At 28.8% G+C, this 18,657-nt stretch carries 16 protein-coding genes and 2 pseudogenes; 16 read left to right on the forward strand and 2 right to left on the reverse strand.

What is annotated here, in order from left to right; all coding sequences use genetic code 11:
• The first annotated feature begins 22 nt into the window (after positions 1-22).
• A pseudogene (locus I6H46_RS10095) lies at positions 23-203 on the forward strand (hypothetical protein).
• 485 nt (positions 204-688) lie between these two features.
• Here the strand turns inward: I6H46_RS10095 and I6H46_RS07115 are convergent.
• Positions 689-2,176, reverse strand: coding sequence for a helicase HerA-like domain-containing protein (locus tag I6H46_RS07115; RefSeq protein ID WP_019117928.1), 1,488 nt, complete (start codon positions 2,174-2,176; stop codon positions 689-691).
• A 616-nt stretch (positions 2,177-2,792) separates the two neighbouring features.
• Here I6H46_RS07115 and I6H46_RS10100 point away from each other — a divergent pair.
• Entirely contained in the window at positions 2,793-3,056 is a 264-nt protein-coding gene (locus I6H46_RS10100) for a GNAT family N-acetyltransferase (RefSeq protein ID WP_234287440.1), read from the forward strand.
• A 435-nt stretch (positions 3,057-3,491) separates the two neighbouring features.
• Here the strand turns inward: I6H46_RS10100 and I6H46_RS07125 are convergent.
• Positions 3,492-4,482 (reverse strand): annotated as a pseudogene (locus I6H46_RS07125) (helix-turn-helix domain-containing protein).
• A 160-nt stretch (positions 4,483-4,642) separates the two neighbouring features.
• Between I6H46_RS07125 and I6H46_RS07130 the strand changes: the two are divergent.
• From I6H46_RS07130 to I6H46_RS07195, 14 genes are all read left to right on the forward strand, one after another.
• Positions 4,643-6,397, forward strand: a complete 1,755-nt coding sequence (locus tag I6H46_RS07130; RefSeq protein ID WP_019117924.1) for an ABC transporter ATP-binding protein — start codon at positions 4,643-4,645, stop codon at positions 6,395-6,397.
• The gene (locus tag I6H46_RS07135; RefSeq protein ID WP_019117923.1) at positions 6,381-8,102 is read left to right on the forward strand and encodes an ABC transporter ATP-binding protein; all 1,722 of its coding nucleotides are present in this window, start codon (positions 6,381-6,383) and stop codon (positions 8,100-8,102) included. The genes I6H46_RS07130 and I6H46_RS07135 overlap by 17 nt, the downstream gene beginning before the upstream one ends.
• A 10-nt stretch (positions 8,103-8,112) precedes the next feature.
• On the forward strand, positions 8,113-8,694 hold the full coding sequence (locus I6H46_RS07140; RefSeq protein WP_200225724.1) for an MptD family putative ECF transporter S component: 582 nt from the start codon (positions 8,113-8,115) through the stop codon (positions 8,692-8,694).
• Entirely contained in the window at positions 8,694-9,383 is a 690-nt protein-coding gene (locus I6H46_RS07145; protein ID WP_200225726.1) for an energy-coupling factor transporter transmembrane component T family protein, read from the forward strand. The genes I6H46_RS07140 and I6H46_RS07145 overlap by 1 nt, the downstream gene beginning before the upstream one ends.
• Positions 9,377-10,741, forward strand: coding sequence for an ABC transporter ATP-binding protein (locus tag I6H46_RS07150; protein WP_200225729.1), 1,365 nt, complete (start codon positions 9,377-9,379; stop codon positions 10,739-10,741). The genes I6H46_RS07145 and I6H46_RS07150 overlap by 7 nt, the downstream gene beginning before the upstream one ends.
• Before the next feature lie 1,095 nt (positions 10,742-11,836).
• A complete protein-coding gene (locus I6H46_RS07155; protein ID WP_019117915.1) occupies positions 11,837-12,265 on the forward strand; it encodes an ArsR/SmtB family transcription factor in 429 nt (142 codons plus the stop codon).
• Between the two features lie 74 nt (positions 12,266-12,339).
• Positions 12,340-13,584: an MFS transporter gene (locus I6H46_RS07160; protein ID WP_026074040.1), complete on the forward strand. Its 1,245-nt coding sequence runs from the start codon at positions 12,340-12,342 to the stop codon at positions 13,582-13,584.
• A gap of 298 nt (positions 13,585-13,882) precedes the next feature.
• On the forward strand, positions 13,883-14,158 hold the full coding sequence (locus I6H46_RS07165) for a hypothetical protein (RefSeq protein ID WP_019117913.1): 276 nt from the start codon (positions 13,883-13,885) through the stop codon (positions 14,156-14,158).
• Between the two features lie 85 nt (positions 14,159-14,243).
• Positions 14,244-14,921, forward strand: coding sequence for a hypothetical protein (locus tag I6H46_RS07170; RefSeq protein WP_019117912.1), 678 nt, complete (start codon positions 14,244-14,246; stop codon positions 14,919-14,921).
• Positions 14,922-14,999: 78 nt separating this feature from the next.
• The gene (locus tag I6H46_RS07175; protein ID WP_019117911.1) at positions 15,000-15,767 is read left to right on the forward strand and encodes a hypothetical protein; all 768 of its coding nucleotides are present in this window, start codon (positions 15,000-15,002) and stop codon (positions 15,765-15,767) included.
• 55 nt (positions 15,768-15,822) lie between these two features.
• On the forward strand, positions 15,823-16,209 hold the full coding sequence (locus tag I6H46_RS07180; protein ID WP_234287335.1) for a hypothetical protein: 387 nt from the start codon (positions 15,823-15,825) through the stop codon (positions 16,207-16,209).
• 269 nt (positions 16,210-16,478) lie between these two features.
• Positions 16,479-16,952 (forward strand): hypothetical protein, encoded by a 474-nt coding sequence (locus tag I6H46_RS07185; protein WP_200225731.1) that lies wholly within the window; start codon positions 16,479-16,481, stop codon positions 16,950-16,952.
• 66 nt (positions 16,953-17,018) lie between these two features.
• On the forward strand, positions 17,019-17,873 hold the full coding sequence (locus I6H46_RS07190; protein WP_200225732.1) for a hypothetical protein: 855 nt from the start codon (positions 17,019-17,021) through the stop codon (positions 17,871-17,873).
• A gap of 91 nt (positions 17,874-17,964) precedes the next feature.
• Positions 17,965-18,630 carry a hypothetical protein gene (locus I6H46_RS07195; RefSeq protein ID WP_200225734.1) on the forward strand — a complete coding sequence of 222 codons (666 nt, stop codon included), beginning with the start codon at positions 17,965-17,967 and terminating at the stop codon, positions 18,628-18,630.
• Positions 18,631-18,657 lie beyond the last annotated feature (27 nt).

Here is an 18,657-nt window from a genome sequence, read left to right on the forward strand (position 1 = left end):
TTCTTACCTACTTCCAGTCGATATGTTTGAAAGCTATACCAGTATAAGACCAACTGGACTCACATCAATGTTTGTCTGCCCAATTATTGGACTAATAGGTTCAATATTTGGGGGTAAAGGTAAAGGACAGATTATTTATAGTGTTGAATATTATGTTAATCTTATTACTGCCTATAGCCATGTTTGTAGGTCATCTAATATAAGTAATGTAACTAAAACAAGAAAATAATAACCTAAACAGCTCTTTTATGGGCTGTTTTTTCTGCGCTTAAGAATGATATAATAGATCATAAGATGAATACTAATTGGACATATTTCCACATACGAGGCTTTTGAAAAAAATTAAATTTTATCCATACTAATCACTCCAGCCATGTGGAGAGTGTAGTGTTTGTATCAAAACTTAAAGAAAAATAATTGTAAAAACCAAGTAGTACTGAGATTTTTAGGAAATCTTGAAAATTTTTCATTTGGTTATTTAATGATTTTCAGAAATTTATCCACGGATAGGTCAACCGAGAAATCGCTAGGGTTGAGTTTCTAGATAGATATCGATGAGTTGTGGCTGTGAGATAGATATTGCAGAAATTTCAAATTTGAGATGAAAAAATTATTATTAGAAAATATCAAACACATTTAAGAATTAAGAAAATATATTAAGGCAGGACTTTGTTCCTGCCTTTTTATCTTATCGTCTTTTTTTAATGGAACCTAGGAGGCCTCTTGCGATTTCACGACCAATGGTTCTCGTAATGGTGCCGAGCATGGAGTCGATGCCCTTATCGACGTAAGTCTTTTGTCTGCGGCTGGATTTTTGTGCTTTTTCGAATTCTTTTTTTTGAGCATCAAGTTCTTTCTGTCTTTCGGCGTCTATTTTTTCTTTTTCAGCTTTCAACTTTTCTCTTTCAATTCTTTCTAAAAGAATTTCGTAGGCGGATTCTCTGTCGATAGGATCCTTGTACTTTGTATAAAGTGGAGAAGAATCAACCAAGTCTTTGTACTCCTCATCAGTTAGTGTTGAAAAGGATGAGTGCGGTGGAAGAATCAGTGCCTTGTCTGCCACAGTTGGTGCACCACTTTCATCGGCAAATGAAACCAATGCTTCTCCGGTCCTAAGATTTATGATTTCTTCTTTTATATCCATGGATTCATCTTGTCTAAATGTGTCTGCAATAGCGTTTATCGCCTTTAGTTCCTTTGGAGAATAAGCCCTTAGTTGATGGACGATTCTGTTGGAAAGTTGTGATGAAACGGATTCTGGTATGTCGAGAGGATTTTGTGTGATGAAGAAGACGCCCACTCCTTTACTGCGCACGAGACGAACGACTTGGATAATCTTGTCTTGTAAAACTTTTGGTGTGTTGTTAAATAGTAAATGCGCTTCGTCAAAGAAAAATACAAGCTTAGGTTTGTCCAAATCTCCAAGTTCTGGGAAGTTTTCATAGATTTCTGAAAGCAAGTATAGGAGAAGCATGGAGTAGAGAAGTGGATTTGAGATCAATTTCGTAGCATTTAAAATATTTACAACACCCTTACCACTTGGATCTGTTCTAATAAAATCGCCGATGTTTATCGCAGGCTCTCCAAAGAATAAATCTCCTCCGGCATCTTCAATAAACAAAAGCTTTCTAGAAATTGCAGAGAGACTTTGACTAGCCACATTGCCGTAAGTCCTACTAATCTCGTCTCTATTTTCACCGACAAAATTTATCATCTGTTTAAGATCCTTTAAATCGATTAATAGAAGACCCTCACTGTCGGCAACTTTGAAAATAATATTTAAAACCCCAGCCTGCGTATCGTTTAGGTCTAAAATATTTGCGAGCATAAGAGGCCCCATCTCTGAAACAGTAACCCTAAGTGGAATTCCTTTTTCACCGTAGATATCCCACATATTTACAGGATAATTTTTAAAATCAAAATTAGAAATACCAAGTTCTTCAAGCCTTGAATTTAATTTGTCATTCATCTTGCCAGGCTTTGAAATATTTGCAAGATCGCCCTTCACATCCGCTAGAATGGTCGGAACTCCAGCGTCAGAGAGACCTTCCGTAAGCACCTTTAGAGTTACGGTTTTTCCAGTTCCAGTAGCACCGCTGATCAGTCCGTGTCTATTTATTTTATTTAAAAGAATATAATTTTCCTTATTCCCATTACCAATCAAAATTTTGTCCATGAGAACCTCCTTTTATATTTGATTTAATTATAACATAATAAATTAATATATAGACGAAAACCTGAATATAAATATATCCTGAAAAAGATGTAAAAGAGTTATCATTTACACATTTAACAAGTAAAAAATTTCAAAATACAGAAAATTAAGACGAAAGATTAGCTAGGTTAATAAGATGAGAAAGAATATATAATTTCATCGTTGGCACTGAGTATTATAACTATTAATTAGCTTATAATCATTGATTTGTGCTAAAATAATTTTAGCCTCATCCAGATTCTCAATGCAAAGCCTTCGGATAAGAGTATTTCAATTTGCTAGTTGTGGAATTGATGAGAAGATAATTTTCATTTAAAGAGGAAGAATTCAAGGTGACAAAATGTTAACTATAAAAAATATGAGTAAAACTTATAATGTTGAAAAACTTACAGAAAATGATATTGAAACCATATACAGATTGTGCCAAGGAAATAAGTTATATTATCGTTACTGCCAGGCAGAAATAAGTAGAGAACAAATCTTAAGAGACCTTTACCTAAGACCTTAAGGAGTAAATGAAGATAATAAATATTATTTAGGATTTTTCAAAAATGAACTTTTAGTTGCTGTTTTAGATATTTTAGATGCTTATCCAGACGAAGAAACTTGTTTTATTGGCATTTTTATGGTAAATATTTTATACCAAGGTCAAGGTATCGGATCTGAAATTATTGGAAGTGTTCTAGATTATGTTAAAAAAATAGGAAAATCAAAAGTTCGCTTAGGCATTGACAAGGCAAATCCTCAGTCAAAAGCTTTTTGGAAAAAGAATGGCTTTAAGATTATCAAAGAAGTAGAAAGATCAGGCGGAACAATTTTACTTGCAGAAAAAATACTTTAGTAGGTATTAATTAATTTAGATAAATATATATTATTTTTTTAGAGTACTAAGTTTATGTCAAGTCCATAATTTTGTGTAAAATTTACTAGCACAATATTATGGACTTTACTTTCTTACTATAATAAAAAATTAACAAAATATTAATAAAATTATAATATAGATTTAAAAACATTTTGAAATTATATTGTTTAGGAGGGGAAAATTAAAAATAGGGTTAAAATTTCTTTTAAAAGAAAAGTTTGTATCTGTAAATAATTTTGTGTGTCAACCTAAATCCTGAGATTGATGTGTACCCATAAAACTGGACACAAAATTATTTACAGCCCCTCTTCGGACTTCCTTAATTTTTTTGTCCATTTTTTAAATCAAATTTATTCAGACCACACAAATATATAAAATCATATAAAATAAATGCATATAAATAGAAAAATTAGTTTAATCACAATAATCGCATTTTAAATTGTGATGCTTGCAAGCTAAATTACGAACTTCACTAGGAAGTTTTCCCTTGTATCTTTTGTAATAAATGGAAAATTTGCTATGGGATGTGTATCCAACAGATTCAGCAATTTCTTTTATAGGAAGTTCGGTATTTAAGATAAGAGTTTCAGCTACATTCATTCTTTTTCTTTGGGTGTATTCTGTAATGCTTTGACCATATTTTTCTTTGAACAAATTTTTAATTTTGTTCCGCTCATTTTAGATATTTTTTCAAGGGTTTCTTGATTTACATTCATGGCGAAATGATCATCCAAGAATCTTACTACATCTTCAAGTGCTTTATTATCATCAGATTCAATTTTATATTTTTTCTATTTAAGTAGGTATCTATTACTATACTTACCCATTCATTTGCTTTGGCTTTAAAGAAAAAATCAGCGGCTGGAGCATCCATCTTACAATTTAATATTTCCATTGCCACTTTTTCTAAGGACTTTGTAAGTATAATTTGATTAGTTTGAAGTAAAGTCGAATAAAAAGATTCTGGATTAATGTTAATCGATAATAGGTGTTTTTCTAAAAGTTCTCTTTTAAAGCCTATAGAAACAGCAAGATAATAAGAATTCTCGTGTAATAAAAATAGAAAGTCATCTTTTATATTATCAAAATCAAAAGTACATAAAGAGTTTGCGGTAATAGTTTGATATGGACTAAACTTTTCTCCGTTTGCACTGACAATGTAACTTGAATAAATTGAAACATAGTCTGCCATACTATAGGTACTATTTTGAATCACTTCCTCTCTGATATAAAAATCATGGACATCAATAATAAATCCATCTCCTTCATAAAACCAATATAGACCATCTGCATAAGTTGAATCATCTTTATTCCAACAAAAAGTGTGCCCTGCACTTGAATACTTCTTATTGTTTTTACATTCATCTACTTTCATATAATCTTTTACAAAATCATAGTAACTCATAATTCACATATCCCTTTTAGACAATATTCCAATTAGCTTTATTAATTCAAAACTATTGTATTATTAATTATAGCCGATGTATAATAGAAAAGCAATGATAGTTATTATCAACTAAGAAAATTTATATCTAAAAGGAACATCAAAGAAAGGAGATATGATTATGAAGATTTACAAAAAACTATTTGCTTATGTACAGGATAAAAAATATCTTGGGGTTTTAGCTATAGTTTTTTCTGCTATATCTGCTGCACTTACAGTATATGGATATTATTTAATCTACAAATTTCTAGATAAGTTAATAATTAATTCAAATTTATCAGGTGCAGAGAGCTTAGCATTAAAATCTGTTATTACACTAACAAGTGGAGCGATATTTTATTTTGTTTCAGGAATGTTTTCTCACGTATTGGGATTTAGGCTTGAAACAAATTTAAGAAAAAGGGGGATTGATGGCTTAGAGAAAGCAAGTTTTAGGTTCTTTGATTTAAATCCATCTGGTCAAATAAGAAAGATTATAGATGATAATGCCGCACAAACACATCAGGTTGTAGCCCACATGATACCCGATAGCTCTCAGGCAATAGTTACACCCGTGCTTATACTTGCACTTGGCTTTATAGTAAGTATAAGGGTTGGAATCACTTTACTTGCTCTTACAATAATTGGCGGATTAATTTTAGGGGCAATGATGGGCGAGCAAAAATTTATGAAGATATACCAAGAAGCCCTATCTAAACTAAGTGCTGAAACTGTTGAATACGTAAGAGGAATGCAAGTTGTAAAAATATTTAGAGCAAATGTAGAGTCATTTAAAAGCTTTTATAAGGCGATAAAAGATTACTCAAAATATGCTTATGATTATTCCCTATCTTGTAAAAAGCCTTATGTTTTGTATCAATGGTTATTTTTTGGTTTGATTGCAATTTTAATTATTCCTATAGTTTATTTTATGACAAGCTTAGCTAGCGCCAAGGTGATTTTACTTGAGCTTATCATGATTTTATTTTTATCGGGAGTTCTCTTTGTTTCATTTATGAGAATGATGTGGTACTCCATGTATATTTCTCAAGGAAATTATGCAGTAGATACTTTAGAGGCGCTTTACAAGGATATGCAAAAAGACAAATTAGTGCATGGTAATGTCAATAATTTTAAAAATTATAATATAGACTTTGACAATGTTAGCTTTGCTTACAATGATAAGGCTGTTATTGAAAATTTATCCTTTAAATTAGAAGAAGGAAAGTCCTATGCACTAGTCGGTTCATCTGGATCAGGCAAATCAACAGTAGCAAAACTTATATCAGGTTTTTACAATGTTAATGAAGGAAGGATAAAGATAGGTGGGATTCCAATATCTGAATATTCTGACGAAGCCTTAATTAAAGCTATCTCCTTTGTTTTTCAAGACTCAAAATTATTTAAGAAGAGCATTTATGACAATGTTGCTTTAGCAAATAAAGAAGCTACAAAAGATGATGTTATGATAGCTTTAAAATTAGCTGGATGTAATCTAATATTAGATAAATTTCCAGAAAGAGAAAATACTGTAATAGGCTCAAAAGGAGTTTACTTATCTGGTGGAGAAAAACAAAGAATTGCAATTGCTAGAGCGATTTTAAAAGATTCCAAAATTATTATTATGGACGAAGCCTCAGCATCTATTGATCCGGATAACGAGTTTGAATTGCAAAAAGCTTTCAAAAATCTTATGAAGGATAAAACAGTCATCATGATTGCACACAGGCTATCTACAATTAAAGATCTTGATGAAATACTTGTTATGGATAGTGGGAAAATTATAGAAAGAGGCTCTGACAAAAAATTAATGTCAAGAGATACAAGCTATAAGAGACTGCAAGAGATGTTTAACAGTGCGAATGAATGGAGGGTTTCAAATGAAGGAGTTTTATAAAAAAAGATTTGCTCTTACAGATAAAGGAGCAAGAAATTTAAGTAAAGCAACACTGTCCTCATTTTTCGTTTATTGTATAAACATGCTTCCTGCAATATTACTAATGATTTTTGCTCAGGAAGTTTTGGAAAATATGGGTAAAAGCAAGGGCTTTTATATAGTATTCTCAGTTTTGACCATGATAGCAATGTATATTTTGCTTTCTATAGAATACGATAAATTATATAGCACAACCTATCAAGAAAGTGCAGATTTAAGAATAAGGACAGCGGAGAATTTATCAAAATTACCTCTATCTTACTTTTCTAAACATGACATTTCAGACCTAGCGCAAACAATTATGGCTGATATTGAAGGTATAGAGCATGCAATGAGTCACTCAATACCAAAGGTGGGCGGCATGGCACTCTTCTTCCCACTAATATCCATCATGATGCTAGTGAGCAATGTCAAGATGGGTTTAGCTGTAATTATCCCAACAATATTAAGCTTTATATTCATACCCTTGTCTAAAAAACATTCAGTTAAGGGACAAAAAAGATATTATGACGCCTTGAGAGAAAACTCAGAAAGCTTTCAAGAAAATATCGAAATGCAGATGGAGATTAAAGCCTATGGCTTATCAGAGGAAATGAAAGAAAAGCTGTATGAAAAAATGGATAAAAGTGAAAAAGTGCACTTAAAGACAGAGTTAGTAAATATTTTAACTATGTCTATATCTTCAATATTTAGTTTTATTTCCCTTGCTGTCGTAATATTTGTTGGCGTAAATCTAATTATTAATAAAGAGATAAGTGCTCTCTACCTTGTAGGATATTTGCTAGCTGCTATGAAGTTAAAAGACTCTCTAGATGCATCTAAAGAAGGACTGATGGAGATATTTTATTTATCGCCAAAAATTGAAAGACTAAAAGAAATTGAAAATCAAGATTTACAAGAAGGCGATGACTATGAACTAAAAAAATTTGATATTGATTTAAAAAATGTTGAATTTGCTTACAATAAAGATGAAAAAGTATTAGAAGGCGTAAGTTTTAAGGCTAAACAGGGAGAAGTCACCGCTTTGGTAGGTGCAAGCGGATGCGGTAAAACAACTATATTGAAACTTATATCAAGACTTTATGATTATGATGAAGGACAAATTTTAATCGATGGCAAAGATATAAAAGAAATATCAACAGAATCCCTTTTTGATAAGGTGTCTATTGTTTTCCAAGATGTAGTTCTCTTTAATCAAAGCGTTATGGAAAATATTAGAATCGGAAAGCAAGATGCAAGCGACGAAGAAGTAAAAAGAGCAGCAAAACTTGCAAACTGCACAGATTTTATAGAAAAAATGGACAAGGGTTTCGATACAGTTATTGGTGAGAACGGTGCTGAGCTATCAGGCGGAGAAAGACAGAGATTATCAATAGCCAGAGCCTTCTTAAAAGATGCACCGATATTGATCTTAGACGAGATAGCAGCAAGCCTTGATGTTGACAATGAGAAAAAAATTCAAGAGTCTTTAAATAATTTAATTAAAGATAAAACTGTTGTCATCATTTCACACAGAATGAAATCCATAGAAAATGCTGACAAGATAGTAGTTCTTGAAAACGGAAAAGTAGAATGTGAAGGCAAACATGAAGAGCTTTTACAAAAATCAAAAGTTTACAAGAATTTAATAGAAAAAACAAAAATGGCAGAAGAATTTATTTATTGAGGGGATTAAAATGGACAATAAAAAATTAAAAGTAAAAGATTTAGTAAGCATCGGTGTTTTTGGCGTAATTTATTTCGTCTTGATGTTTGGAATTGGTATGATGGGAATGATTCCGATATTGTTTTTAATATACCCGACAGTATTAGCCATAGTTGCAGGAACTGTTGTTATGTTATTTATGACTAAGGTTCAAAAACCATGGGCACTATTTATATTCGGCATGATATCACCACTTGTGATGTTTGCTGCTGGACATACCTACGTAGTTGTAGTTCTATCGCTTATCGTTATGATAATAGCAGAGTTAATTAGAAAAATTGGAAACTATAAGTCATTTAAATATAATATGATATCTTATGCAATCTTCAGCACATGGATATGTAGCTCTTTAATGCAAATGCTTTTAGCAAAAGAAGTATATGTAGAACATTGCAAGATGATGGGGGATGACTATGTAGTAGCCTTGGAAAAACTAATAACTTATCCTCACATGGCTTTAGTAGCCTTAGGTGCTTTCTTAGGAGGAATTATTGGGGCATATATAGGAAAGGCTCTGTTGAAGAAACACTTTGAAAAAGCAGGCATTGTATAATGCCTACCTTTTCTTCAAATGCTCCCTTTAATCCCAATCCGATCTCTAAGATATTAGTCGTATTTATCGCAGGCTTAACTGTTATGCATAGCATAAACATCCGTTTTGAGCTAGCGATTGTTTGTCTTATTGGTATTTTGCTTTATTTGAATGGATACAAAAAAACACTTTTCAAATGGATTATTTTATGTGGGATACTTTACTCCTTGCCTAATTTTATGGTGTTATCTGAATTAAACCCTATAGTTAAGATGTTTTTTAGTATACCTATTGTAATTAGAATGTTTATTTTACCATTTATGGCGGCAAGCTTCATGATAAAGACCTCTGATGTAGGTACAATAATTTCATCGATGGATAAGATTAAGATCTCAAAGAATGTATCTATACCTATTGCGGTTATGTTTAGATTTTTCCCATCTTTTAGGGAGGAGAAGAAAAACATTAAAATGGCTATGAAAGTAAGAGGAATAAATTTTAAAAATCCAGTCAAATATCTTGAATATGTTTCTGTGCCACTACTAATTATATCTTCGAACATAGCAGATGACATTGCAAAAGCGGCGGAAACAAAGGCAATAGAAAATCCAATTGCTAAGACTAGATATATCCGTGTAAAGATACAGCTAATTGATTTTGTTTATGTTTTACCAGTTGCTGGATTTATTGTGGGAGGCTTAATATGGTAGAAGATAAAAATCTAAGTCTTGATTATGGAAAAGAACATATATTAGACGATATATCTTTATCAATAGCTGTAGGAGAATGTGTACTCTTTACAGGAAAAAGTGGAAGTGGTAAGTCATCTATAATAAATTCCATCAACGGACTAGCTGTAAGGTATGATAACGCAAAGACAAAGGGCGAAATAATTATTGATGGTAAAAATATAAAAGATTTGGAACTTTATCAAATCTCAATGCTTGTCTCAACTGTTTTTCAAAATCCTAAGACATATTTCTTTAATGTTAATACTACATTAGAATTATTATTTTATTTGGAAAATATTGGTCTTGCAAGGGAAGAGATGGACAGGCGTTTAAGTGATATGCTTGAAATATTTCCTATAAAAAATCTTTTGAATAGAAATATATTTAATCTATCCGGCGGTGAGAAACAAATACTTTGCATTGCCGCTTCTTATATAGCGGGCACAAAGATCATAGTTATGGATGAACCTTCTTCAAATTTGGATATTAAAAGCATAAGTGTTTTGACAAAGATGCTAAAGATATTAAAAGAAAAGGGCATAAGCATAATTGTAGCTGAGCATAGAATTTATTATTTGATGGACATGGTTGATCGTGTATTTTTAATAGATAAAGGCAAGCTTAAAAAAACTTATGCAAGAAGTGAATTTTTAAAGTTTGATAAAAATGAATTGAACGCTTTAAGTTTAAGAGATAAAGAATTATGCAAATTAGAAGTTACTTATCTAAAAGATGATGGAGAGTATCAGATAAAAAATCTTAGCTATAAATTTACTGATGATGATTGTTTAAGTGTAAAAAACATTTCTTTTAAGCTTGGTAAAATTTATGGCATAATAGGATCCAACGGACGAGGAAAATCAAGTCTATTAAGATGTTTAATTGGTCTTGAGAAAAAATCGAAAGAAGAAATTTATTTTAAGGGAGAGAAGCTATCTAAAAAAGGAAGACTCAAAAACTCTTCACTTGTTATGCAAGACGTAAATCATCAATTATTCACAGATGAAGTATTCAAAGAGCTTAGCCTTGGAGTAAAGAATTTTGATGAAGAAAAGGCGAAAATCATCTTAAAAGATTTAGGCCTGGACGAATTTATTGAAAGACATCCTATGAGTTTATCAGGAGGACAAAAGCAAAGACTTGCAATAGCATCTGTTATGTGTAAGGATTCTCCATTTGTCTTTTTTGACGAACCTACAAGTGGTATGGATTATTCCAATATGGAAAAAATATCTGAGCTAATAAAAAAATATAGAAATAAGGATAAAATAATTCTTATAGTTTCTCATGACATTGAGTTTTTAAACGAAGTTGCAGATGAGATTTTTGAATTGTAAAAGAAAGTCGGGTCTGTAAATGATTAAATATTGTGTCCAGTTTTATGGGTACAATTCAAAAAGCAAGTGCTATGTCAATTTTTTCTTAAGTTAATATGCACTTACTATTCTTACTAATATACAAAATAAATATATATAATGGAAAATATAAAAGAAAAAAGGATGTAGTTATGAGCTGTCCCAACATAAAAGTTAGACCTAAAAACTAACTTGAGGAGGTCGGTTTTTATGGCAAAATATAGCACAGAATTTAAAATGAAAGTAGTAAAAAAATATTAAGAATCTAGAAACTCATATAAATATTATATACCTAATAAAATTTTAATAAGAAGATGGATCAATGACTTTAAAAAAGGGAATTAAAGGACTAAAATCTAAAAGAAAACAAAAATAACAAATTATAATCATCAGCAAAATTAACTATTGAAGAAGTTAATTTATTAAATGAAGAACAATTAAAAGAAAAAATAAAGAAATTATATTTAAATCCATACTTAGATATGTACAACAGTGAAATATTAAGCTATGAAATATAAAAACAACCAAAACTAAAGCTAATTTACCAGTAGAAAATAGAAAGAAGAATGCATCATAAATAAATTCCTATCCTTATGGATAGGAAAAAAAACTAATACCATAGCTAGTATATTTTTAACTCTGCTATTAGGTACAACTTTATGGGGTTACCTTATATAAATTATTTTCACTGTTTTTTATTAAGAGAACTATGATATAAAGACAAGAATTTTAATATTATAAAAAATTATTAATTTATGCATAGATTGTATATTTTTGATGAAAATAAATGATAGATATTGGAAAAAATTTAAATAAAAATTATTCTATTAATATATAAGTTTAAATTTGCTGATTAGTGAATACTGTACTAAGATAATTTACATAATATTATGGACTCTATCTAAATATTTATCTACTAATAAATTATTTAAAATTTAACAGGAATTTTGAAATAACTCTTGGATTTTAGAAAAAAGGGTTATTTTTTACTAATGATAAAATTTAACGTTCAAAAATATTTGACTGTAGAGTAAATTTAAGTTACAATTATAGACAATAAAGTTATGGAGGTGTAGTTTGAAAGAAGTTCATATTTTAAATTCATTAGAAGAAATTAATATTGTAAGCGATCCTTTAAGGCTTAAAATAATTATGACTTTAGGAACTAGTCCAAAAAATGCTCAAGATTTATCAGATGCTCTTGGGGTTAGTAGGTCAAAAATTCACTATCACTTAAAAATTTTAGAACAAAATAATATTATAGAAGTAGTTGATACGGAACTTATTAATGGAATAACTCAAAAATATTTTTTACCTGTAGCCAAGGCTTTTATTCCTAATAGTGAAATATTTAATAAAAACGTAGAAGAGAAGGTATTTTCTTTTAAAATTTCTAGCAAATCCTACGAATCATTCGAAAAAGAATTAAATGATTTAATAAAAAAATATAGTGAAGATGAAGGTACCCAAGAAAGTTTTCAAGTACAAATTTATAAATTATCTTAAAACCAGTAAGTTAATCCTTACTGGTAAAAAAATAGACAACTGTCAAAATAATCAAAACGTTAAATATAAGGAGAATGTTAAAAATGATTAAAAACAAAGATTTTTATGTCCTGCTCTTGGGGCGACTAATAACAAATTTTGGAGATAGCCTATATGCGATTGCATCAACTCTTTTGGTTTATAAAATGAGTGGGTCTACAATTTATTCGGGGCTTACTCTTTTTCTTACCTCATCAACAGCAATAGTTCAATTACTATTAAGTCCAATTTTGGATAAAATTAATATGAAAAAGTTTTTAATTTTATCTCAATTTTTTCAAGCAGTATTGATTTTAATTATTCCATTTCTGTATAAATTTGGAAAATTAAGTGTCTATCACATAATGATAATAATGCCATTAATTTCTCTGATTAATCAACTTGTTTATCCAGGTCAAATATCTCTACTTCCAAAAATTTTATCTGAAAAAGAACTTGTTACAGGAAATTCTTTGATGACTATGGCTTATCAAGGATCAAATGCAATTTTTGATACTCTTGCAGGTTTTATAATTTCATTGTGTGGTTTTATGACAGCTTTTTTTGCTGATTCCATAAGTTTTATTTTGACTGGGATTTTATTTTGTTTTTTATCAAAAAAACTTAGCTATTCCCAAAAAAGAGAAGAAAAATCAAAAGAAAATCTAATAAAAAATCACTTCAAATCTCTTAAAGATGGGCTTGATTTGTTTAAAGATTCAAGAATTTTTGCCCTAGTTCTTGGAATAGTTTTTATTAACTTTTCTGCTACATCAATAAATGCAGTTTTACCTGCCTTTGCACAAAATGAAATATTTTATAGTTTAATGCTTGCAGGAATGGGAGCAGGTCTTTTACTTGGGTCTTTATTTGCTGGATTTCCAAAATTAAAAAAAATTTCTCTTGGTAAATTATATATTTATGGAATGATGATTGTAGCTTTAGCTTGGATCCTTTTTTCTAATTTTCAAAATAATATAAAAATAGGAGTAGTTTTGTATGGGCTTGGATGGTTTGTTGTAGGAGTCGTAAATGTTTATGCTCAAACTATGGTTCAAATAATAGTTCCAAGCAAAAAAATAGGTTCTGCAATGGGGGCTATGGTTGGAATTTCTACTTTTATGGCACCGGTGGGCGCTTTATTTGGTGGAGTTTTAGGAGAATATTTATCAAGTTCAAAGGCTATATTTATTGGATCTTTCACTATATTTTTAGTAGCTATCTTTTGGGCATTAAATAAAAATATTAGAAAATTACCTTCAGTTAATGAATTTAACAAAGTTTTAGAAAAAATTAATTAAAAGCAAAGCCTTATTTTCATACTGATATAATGACATTCTATTTACTATGCACAAATTTAATAATATAATGAATCAAAAGAGATAAGAACGTGGCTACAACTAATTTAAACAGAAGGACAGATAAATATATAAAAAAGTAGCTTAAAAAACTTACTAATAGGTTTAAAAATATCTAAAAATTTGCAAAAAACAAGAAAAAATGAGTATGTACGGATAATTGGCTCTATGCTTTTTTGAATAGGGTGTGGAAGTAAATATTCCAATGAGAAGAAAAAAATAGAAAGTTAAGGAGAAAGTTATGTGGTTAATTTTTGGAATAAGTGCCATAATATTTGCAGTATTAAATGTGATGGCAACAATAAAAAATAAAAATGCACAAGGATATAGATTTTTGAGTTTGTCTTTAACAGCTTTAACAGTATGCGCATTATATTTTGATGGAGCTAGTCGTGTAGTCAAAGAAGACTGGGCATCTCTTATGGACATTATGCCTACAATGAGTAAAGCATTATGGGTTCTAGTAATCTTGTCTATAGCTATAAACTCTGTATCTATTTTAAAAAGAAATAACTAAAGGAAAATTGATTTTAAACCAATAATGATTTTACAAAAAATAATATTTTGAAATTTTGGATTAACGATAAAAATAAGGATAAAATATGAAAAAAATTATACTAGGATTGGTAACTGTTATATTAATATCTCTATTTATTGGCTGTGGTCTAAAAAGAGATGAAGATAATCCTTTGTCAGGAAAAGATACTGACCAAAGAATTCTTATGTGTTTGAATAAAGCTTATCCAGAACATAATTTTAAAGTTGTCAAATCATTTGATAGACAAAAAAATGAGGGAATGTTTGAAGATGATAAGGGTATAAAGTTTAAGGTTAGGGATTTGATATATGATAATATATATCACTTTGCCTGCAATGATGAATACCTTGCTACGATTTTGAAAAAAGATGATTTTTTTGATAAAGCAAAACAAATTATAGAAGATAAATACGGTCAAAAATTTATATATGATGAAAGCGTTATGGCTATAGAAATTATTTATGATGCTAATAACAAAATAACAACAGATAAGATAAGTCAAATGATTATTGAAGTTTTAAATATAGCAAAGACTCCAAAACTTATATATCCAGACAATCAAGAATTTTCTACAGGAGTTGTCAATTATTATACATTGTCAGCCTTAGGTGTTATTCAATGTTATATAGAAAAAAATCAAATTGGAGAAACAGAGTTATTTTATTTTTCTGATAGTTCTATTGATAAATCTTTGATTAAAGAAAAAATAGATAAATTGTATGAATCTGTGGATGGTAAATAGAAGAATAATCTATATTTTAGATAGGAAACTGATAGAAAAGCTGTAAATAAAAAATATATTCGAAAGGAAGTATTTACAATGGGACTTGATGTATATGCTGGGACTTTAATTCGCTATTATATGAATAATTGGAAAACTGTTATTCAACAATTTGCTGAAGATAATGGATTGAAATATGAAACTATAAGAGTTCAAGATGAAAATGGAGAAGATGACGAAGAGCTTTCTTTAGAAGAAACTAAAGAAATTGTTCTTGGATGGAAAGAAGCTATTGAAAAAGGTTTAGAAATAAATTCTAAATCGATATGGAATGAGGATTACGATACTACTCCTTATTATACAGACAAACCAGATTGGGATGCTTTAAACGCATTATTACTTTATATTGCTTCAAAATATACTCACAAAGACTTGCCAAAAACAATGGAAAAAAATATTGATATTTATAAACATCCCATTGTATCAGAATTTCTTCAAACAAAAGATTTTCGCCTATCCTTATTTGATGGAAATGGTTGGTGGCTACCTATTGATAGGGACATAATGTTTGATTATTATTTGCCAAATTCAGAAAAAAGTGTTTTGTCAACAAGCCGTTTGCTTCTTGATGAATTGAATGTATATAATTCTTTTGAATGGAAGGCTGATAGAGATACTATAATTTCATGGAGCAAAACAGAAGGCTATCCTGTTGATAAAATTTATAGCAAAGAAAAAGGATTAGAAAAAGTTTGTGAAAAGCAAATTTATAATACTGAATCTTTAGCAAAATTTGCCTTTTCTATTTTGTGGCAAGCAGCAGAATTTTCACTTGAACATGGAGTTGTTATAATTTTTGATTATTAAATTTATAAATTTATTTTGTAGAAATTTTAATATAGATAAAAAGGAGATCTTAAAAATGGGATTCTTTAATAAATTAAAATTTAATAAAAACCACAAATTATTAGATGAAAAATTTCCATTTTACGATAATCCAAATACGGCTGTAATTACTTGTTCTCATATAATAGATAAAGAAAATCCTATTTTATATGTAAGTCATGACGCCAATGATGGAATGTGGCAATTTTTATGTGGAAAAGAACACGAAATAGAAGATTCTAAAATAATATCTTTAAAAGAAATGTATGAATTAGATAATTCAATAAGCATTTTAGAAGATATGGCTTGCGGTTATTATGCACAAAGAAAAAATAAAGATGAAGAATGGATAATAAAAAACATAATAATTAAATCTTTAGATGAAATTAGTTTAGATTTAAAAATATTAAATAGCTTTCAATAATTTTGACAATATAAAAACTCATTCTAAATTACATGCAACAAATTTGGTTTTAAATAAGTTATGTGGTATTTAGTGTGAGTTTTTTATTTTTTGAATTTTTATATAGTGTATAAATATAAAAAATAAAAAGAAAAATATTAAAATTATCTATTTAATAATGCTAAGTATCAATTGTTTTTAAAAATATAATTTCTCTATATTAAAATGTGTTGAATATTTTTTTTTTTTTTGATAATATATATTCATAAATAAGCGAAAGGAGAAAATTTATGAACGCTAAAGATGGGAGACTACCAAAGCAGTTGGGGGATTTTGGAGAATCTCTAGTTGCATTTTTACTTGGAAATATTAAAGGTCATAGGGTAGCGATAGTAGATCATGAAGGTGCAGATATAATAGCGACTGATAGATTAGATAGTAAGTTAAGATATGCAATATCAGTAAAAAGTAGAAGATTTAAAAAGGATGATGCTTCAATTGTATTTGATTTATATAACCAAAATAAATTAAGAACTTTTGCAAGAGAATTTGATATGATTCCTGTTGTTGCATTTGTATTAATAGATGGCGAGTGCCAATGTTGCGATATTTATATTTTAAAACTTGATGATTTTAAACAATTAGCTGATGACTCAGATTTTTGTGGTATAGGAAATCGTTCTGAGGGTTTAACAATATTAAATACCACTACAAAAATAAGAATAATATTCAAAATAGTGAAAAAATTGATTATACAAGATTAGAATTTAGTAATTTAACAACTGATTTTTTGGTAAGAAAGGAACTTTATAGTAAAAAAGGAGAATAAAATGGCATCACGAGAAGAAGCGTATAAATATATTTATAAGGATAAAAGATTAAGCGATGATATAGTAGCTGACATATTATATGAATATTTAGTTCAAGGTTATACACAAAATGAATTGGAAGAAAAATATTTTCCATCTAATAGAACTGTTAGCTATACTGTTTCATATATTCAACAAGCTGCTGGACTTAAAGGCAGAAATGCTGGAAAATATAATGGCGAAATAAGTTATAGCGAAATGCAACAATATGCTAAATTGCTTAGAACTAAAGGGTTAGGTTTTAAAGAATTTCTTGGTGGAAATTCTACGAACAATATAATTTCTGATAGTCATTCAAATTATAAAGGTTATTCTTCAAATAATAGTAATTATGGTGCTAATTCAAATTATAAAAATTATTCTTCAAATAGCAAGAACTATAGTAATAGCTCAAATTCTAATGATTATTCTAATGAAAATGACTTTTTTACTAAAAATGAAGGTTTATTAATTTTTTTTGCAAAAATTTTACCAATTCTAATAGGAATATTTATAACTGTTCGTTCATATAAAAGATATTCTTTATTAGGTCTGATATTTGGTGTTTTTTTGGTATATTCAGGAGTTAAAGGACTAAAAAATAATAGGTGTAATAAAATGGCATTTGGTTTAGAAAAAGATTTTTTAAAAATTCCTAAAGAAGAAAAAATTGATATTTTATATAAATATTTAGTTGAAGGAAAATCAGGTTCACAGATAGCTGAAGAATTATATCAAAATAAAAATTATGCATGGAAAGTATCTGCTGTAAAACAAGGATATAATTTTAATGGAAGAAATTTTAGAGGCAAGTATAAGATTTCTGTAAAAAAATAGAAGAAATCATTAAAAATATCCAGAAGGAGTTTTTGATAAAAATATAAATCTAGAGGAAGAATTAATTTCAGAAGATTGGAATAAAGAAGAATTGGACAATAAAGAATTCAAAGATGAAGAAACTATAGATAATTTTGATAGTGGATTATCAAAATATATAAAAAAAGACGAAATTGATATTTCTATTTTTAATGGCATGGAATTAAATTTTTCTGATTATTGGAAATATAATCCAGATAATCCAGAAGCTGATCATCATGATTCGGATTTTAGAATAGTTAATGATGAGATAAATTCACTTTTAAGAGAAAATGTTACTTTAAGTATGGAGCAAAAGTATTTATTTGTTTATCTATTTTATAGTCGCATATATTTTGATCGCGAATATATATATTTTATTTTTGGAATTAAAAATAAAAAGAATTTGGTACTAGAATCTTATAAAGGAAAATATTTCTGTGATACACACAATGTAGAGTCTTTGTTTAATTTTGTACTTTGGATTGCTAATTCAAATATGGATGAAGATTTGAAGTTAGCAATAAAAGATGAAGAAAACATGTCTTATATTGAAAGTATAAACGATACTAACATAGTTGAAAATAATTATAAAAAGAAACTTTATGATAAAACTGTTTCTAAGAAGATAGGAGCCTATTTAGAATTACTAACTGTATTAACAAAAGTACAAATAGTGATGGGAAAATGGTATGTAAAAATTTATTTAAGGTTACTAGAGCAATTGATAAATTATTAAAAAGAGGAATACCTGGTTATGCAATTG

This window comes from Anaerococcus obesiensis, from assembly GCF_016599815.1.
GTDB classification, from domain to species: domain Bacteria; phylum Bacillota; class Clostridia; order Tissierellales; family Peptoniphilaceae; genus Anaerococcus; species Anaerococcus vaginalis.

Excerpts from the sequence above, each read along its gene's own strand:
- I6H46_RS07160 (WP_026074040.1), top strand. The coding sequence starts at position 12,340 with ATGTTAAAAATGATTAAAAACAAAGATTTTTATGTCCTGCTCTTGGGG.
- I6H46_RS07175 (WP_019117911.1), top strand. The coding sequence starts at position 15,000 with ATGGGACTTGATGTATATGCTGGGACTTTAATTCGCTATTATATGAAT.
- I6H46_RS07130 (WP_019117924.1), top strand. The coding sequence starts at position 4,643 with ATGAAGATTTACAAAAAACTATTTGCTTATGTACAGGATAAAAAATAT.
- I6H46_RS07135 (WP_019117923.1), top strand. The coding sequence starts at position 6,381 with ATGAAGGAGTTTTATAAAAAAAGATTTGCTCTTACAGATAAAGGAGCA.
- I6H46_RS07140 (WP_200225724.1), top strand. The coding sequence starts at position 8,113 with ATGGACAATAAAAAATTAAAAGTAAAAGATTTAGTAAGCATCGGTGTT.
- I6H46_RS07180 (WP_234287335.1), top strand. The coding sequence starts at position 15,823 with ATGGGATTCTTTAATAAATTAAAATTTAATAAAAACCACAAATTATTA.
- I6H46_RS07145 (WP_200225726.1), top strand. The coding sequence starts at position 8,694 with ATGCCTACCTTTTCTTCAAATGCTCCCTTTAATCCCAATCCGATCTCT.
- I6H46_RS07115 (WP_019117928.1), bottom strand. The coding sequence starts at position 2,176 with ATGGACAAAATTTTGATTGGTAATGGGAATAAGGAAAATTATATTCTT.
- I6H46_RS07170 (WP_019117912.1), top strand. The coding sequence starts at position 14,244 with ATGAAAAAAATTATACTAGGATTGGTAACTGTTATATTAATATCTCTA.
- I6H46_RS07165 (WP_019117913.1), top strand. The coding sequence starts at position 13,883 with ATGTGGTTAATTTTTGGAATAAGTGCCATAATATTTGCAGTATTAAAT.
- I6H46_RS07190 (WP_200225732.1), top strand. The coding sequence starts at position 17,019 with ATGGCATCACGAGAAGAAGCGTATAAATATATTTATAAGGATAAAAGA.
- I6H46_RS07150 (WP_200225729.1), top strand. The coding sequence starts at position 9,377 with ATGGTAGAAGATAAAAATCTAAGTCTTGATTATGGAAAAGAACATATA.
- I6H46_RS07185 (WP_200225731.1), top strand. The coding sequence starts at position 16,479 with ATGAACGCTAAAGATGGGAGACTACCAAAGCAGTTGGGGGATTTTGGA.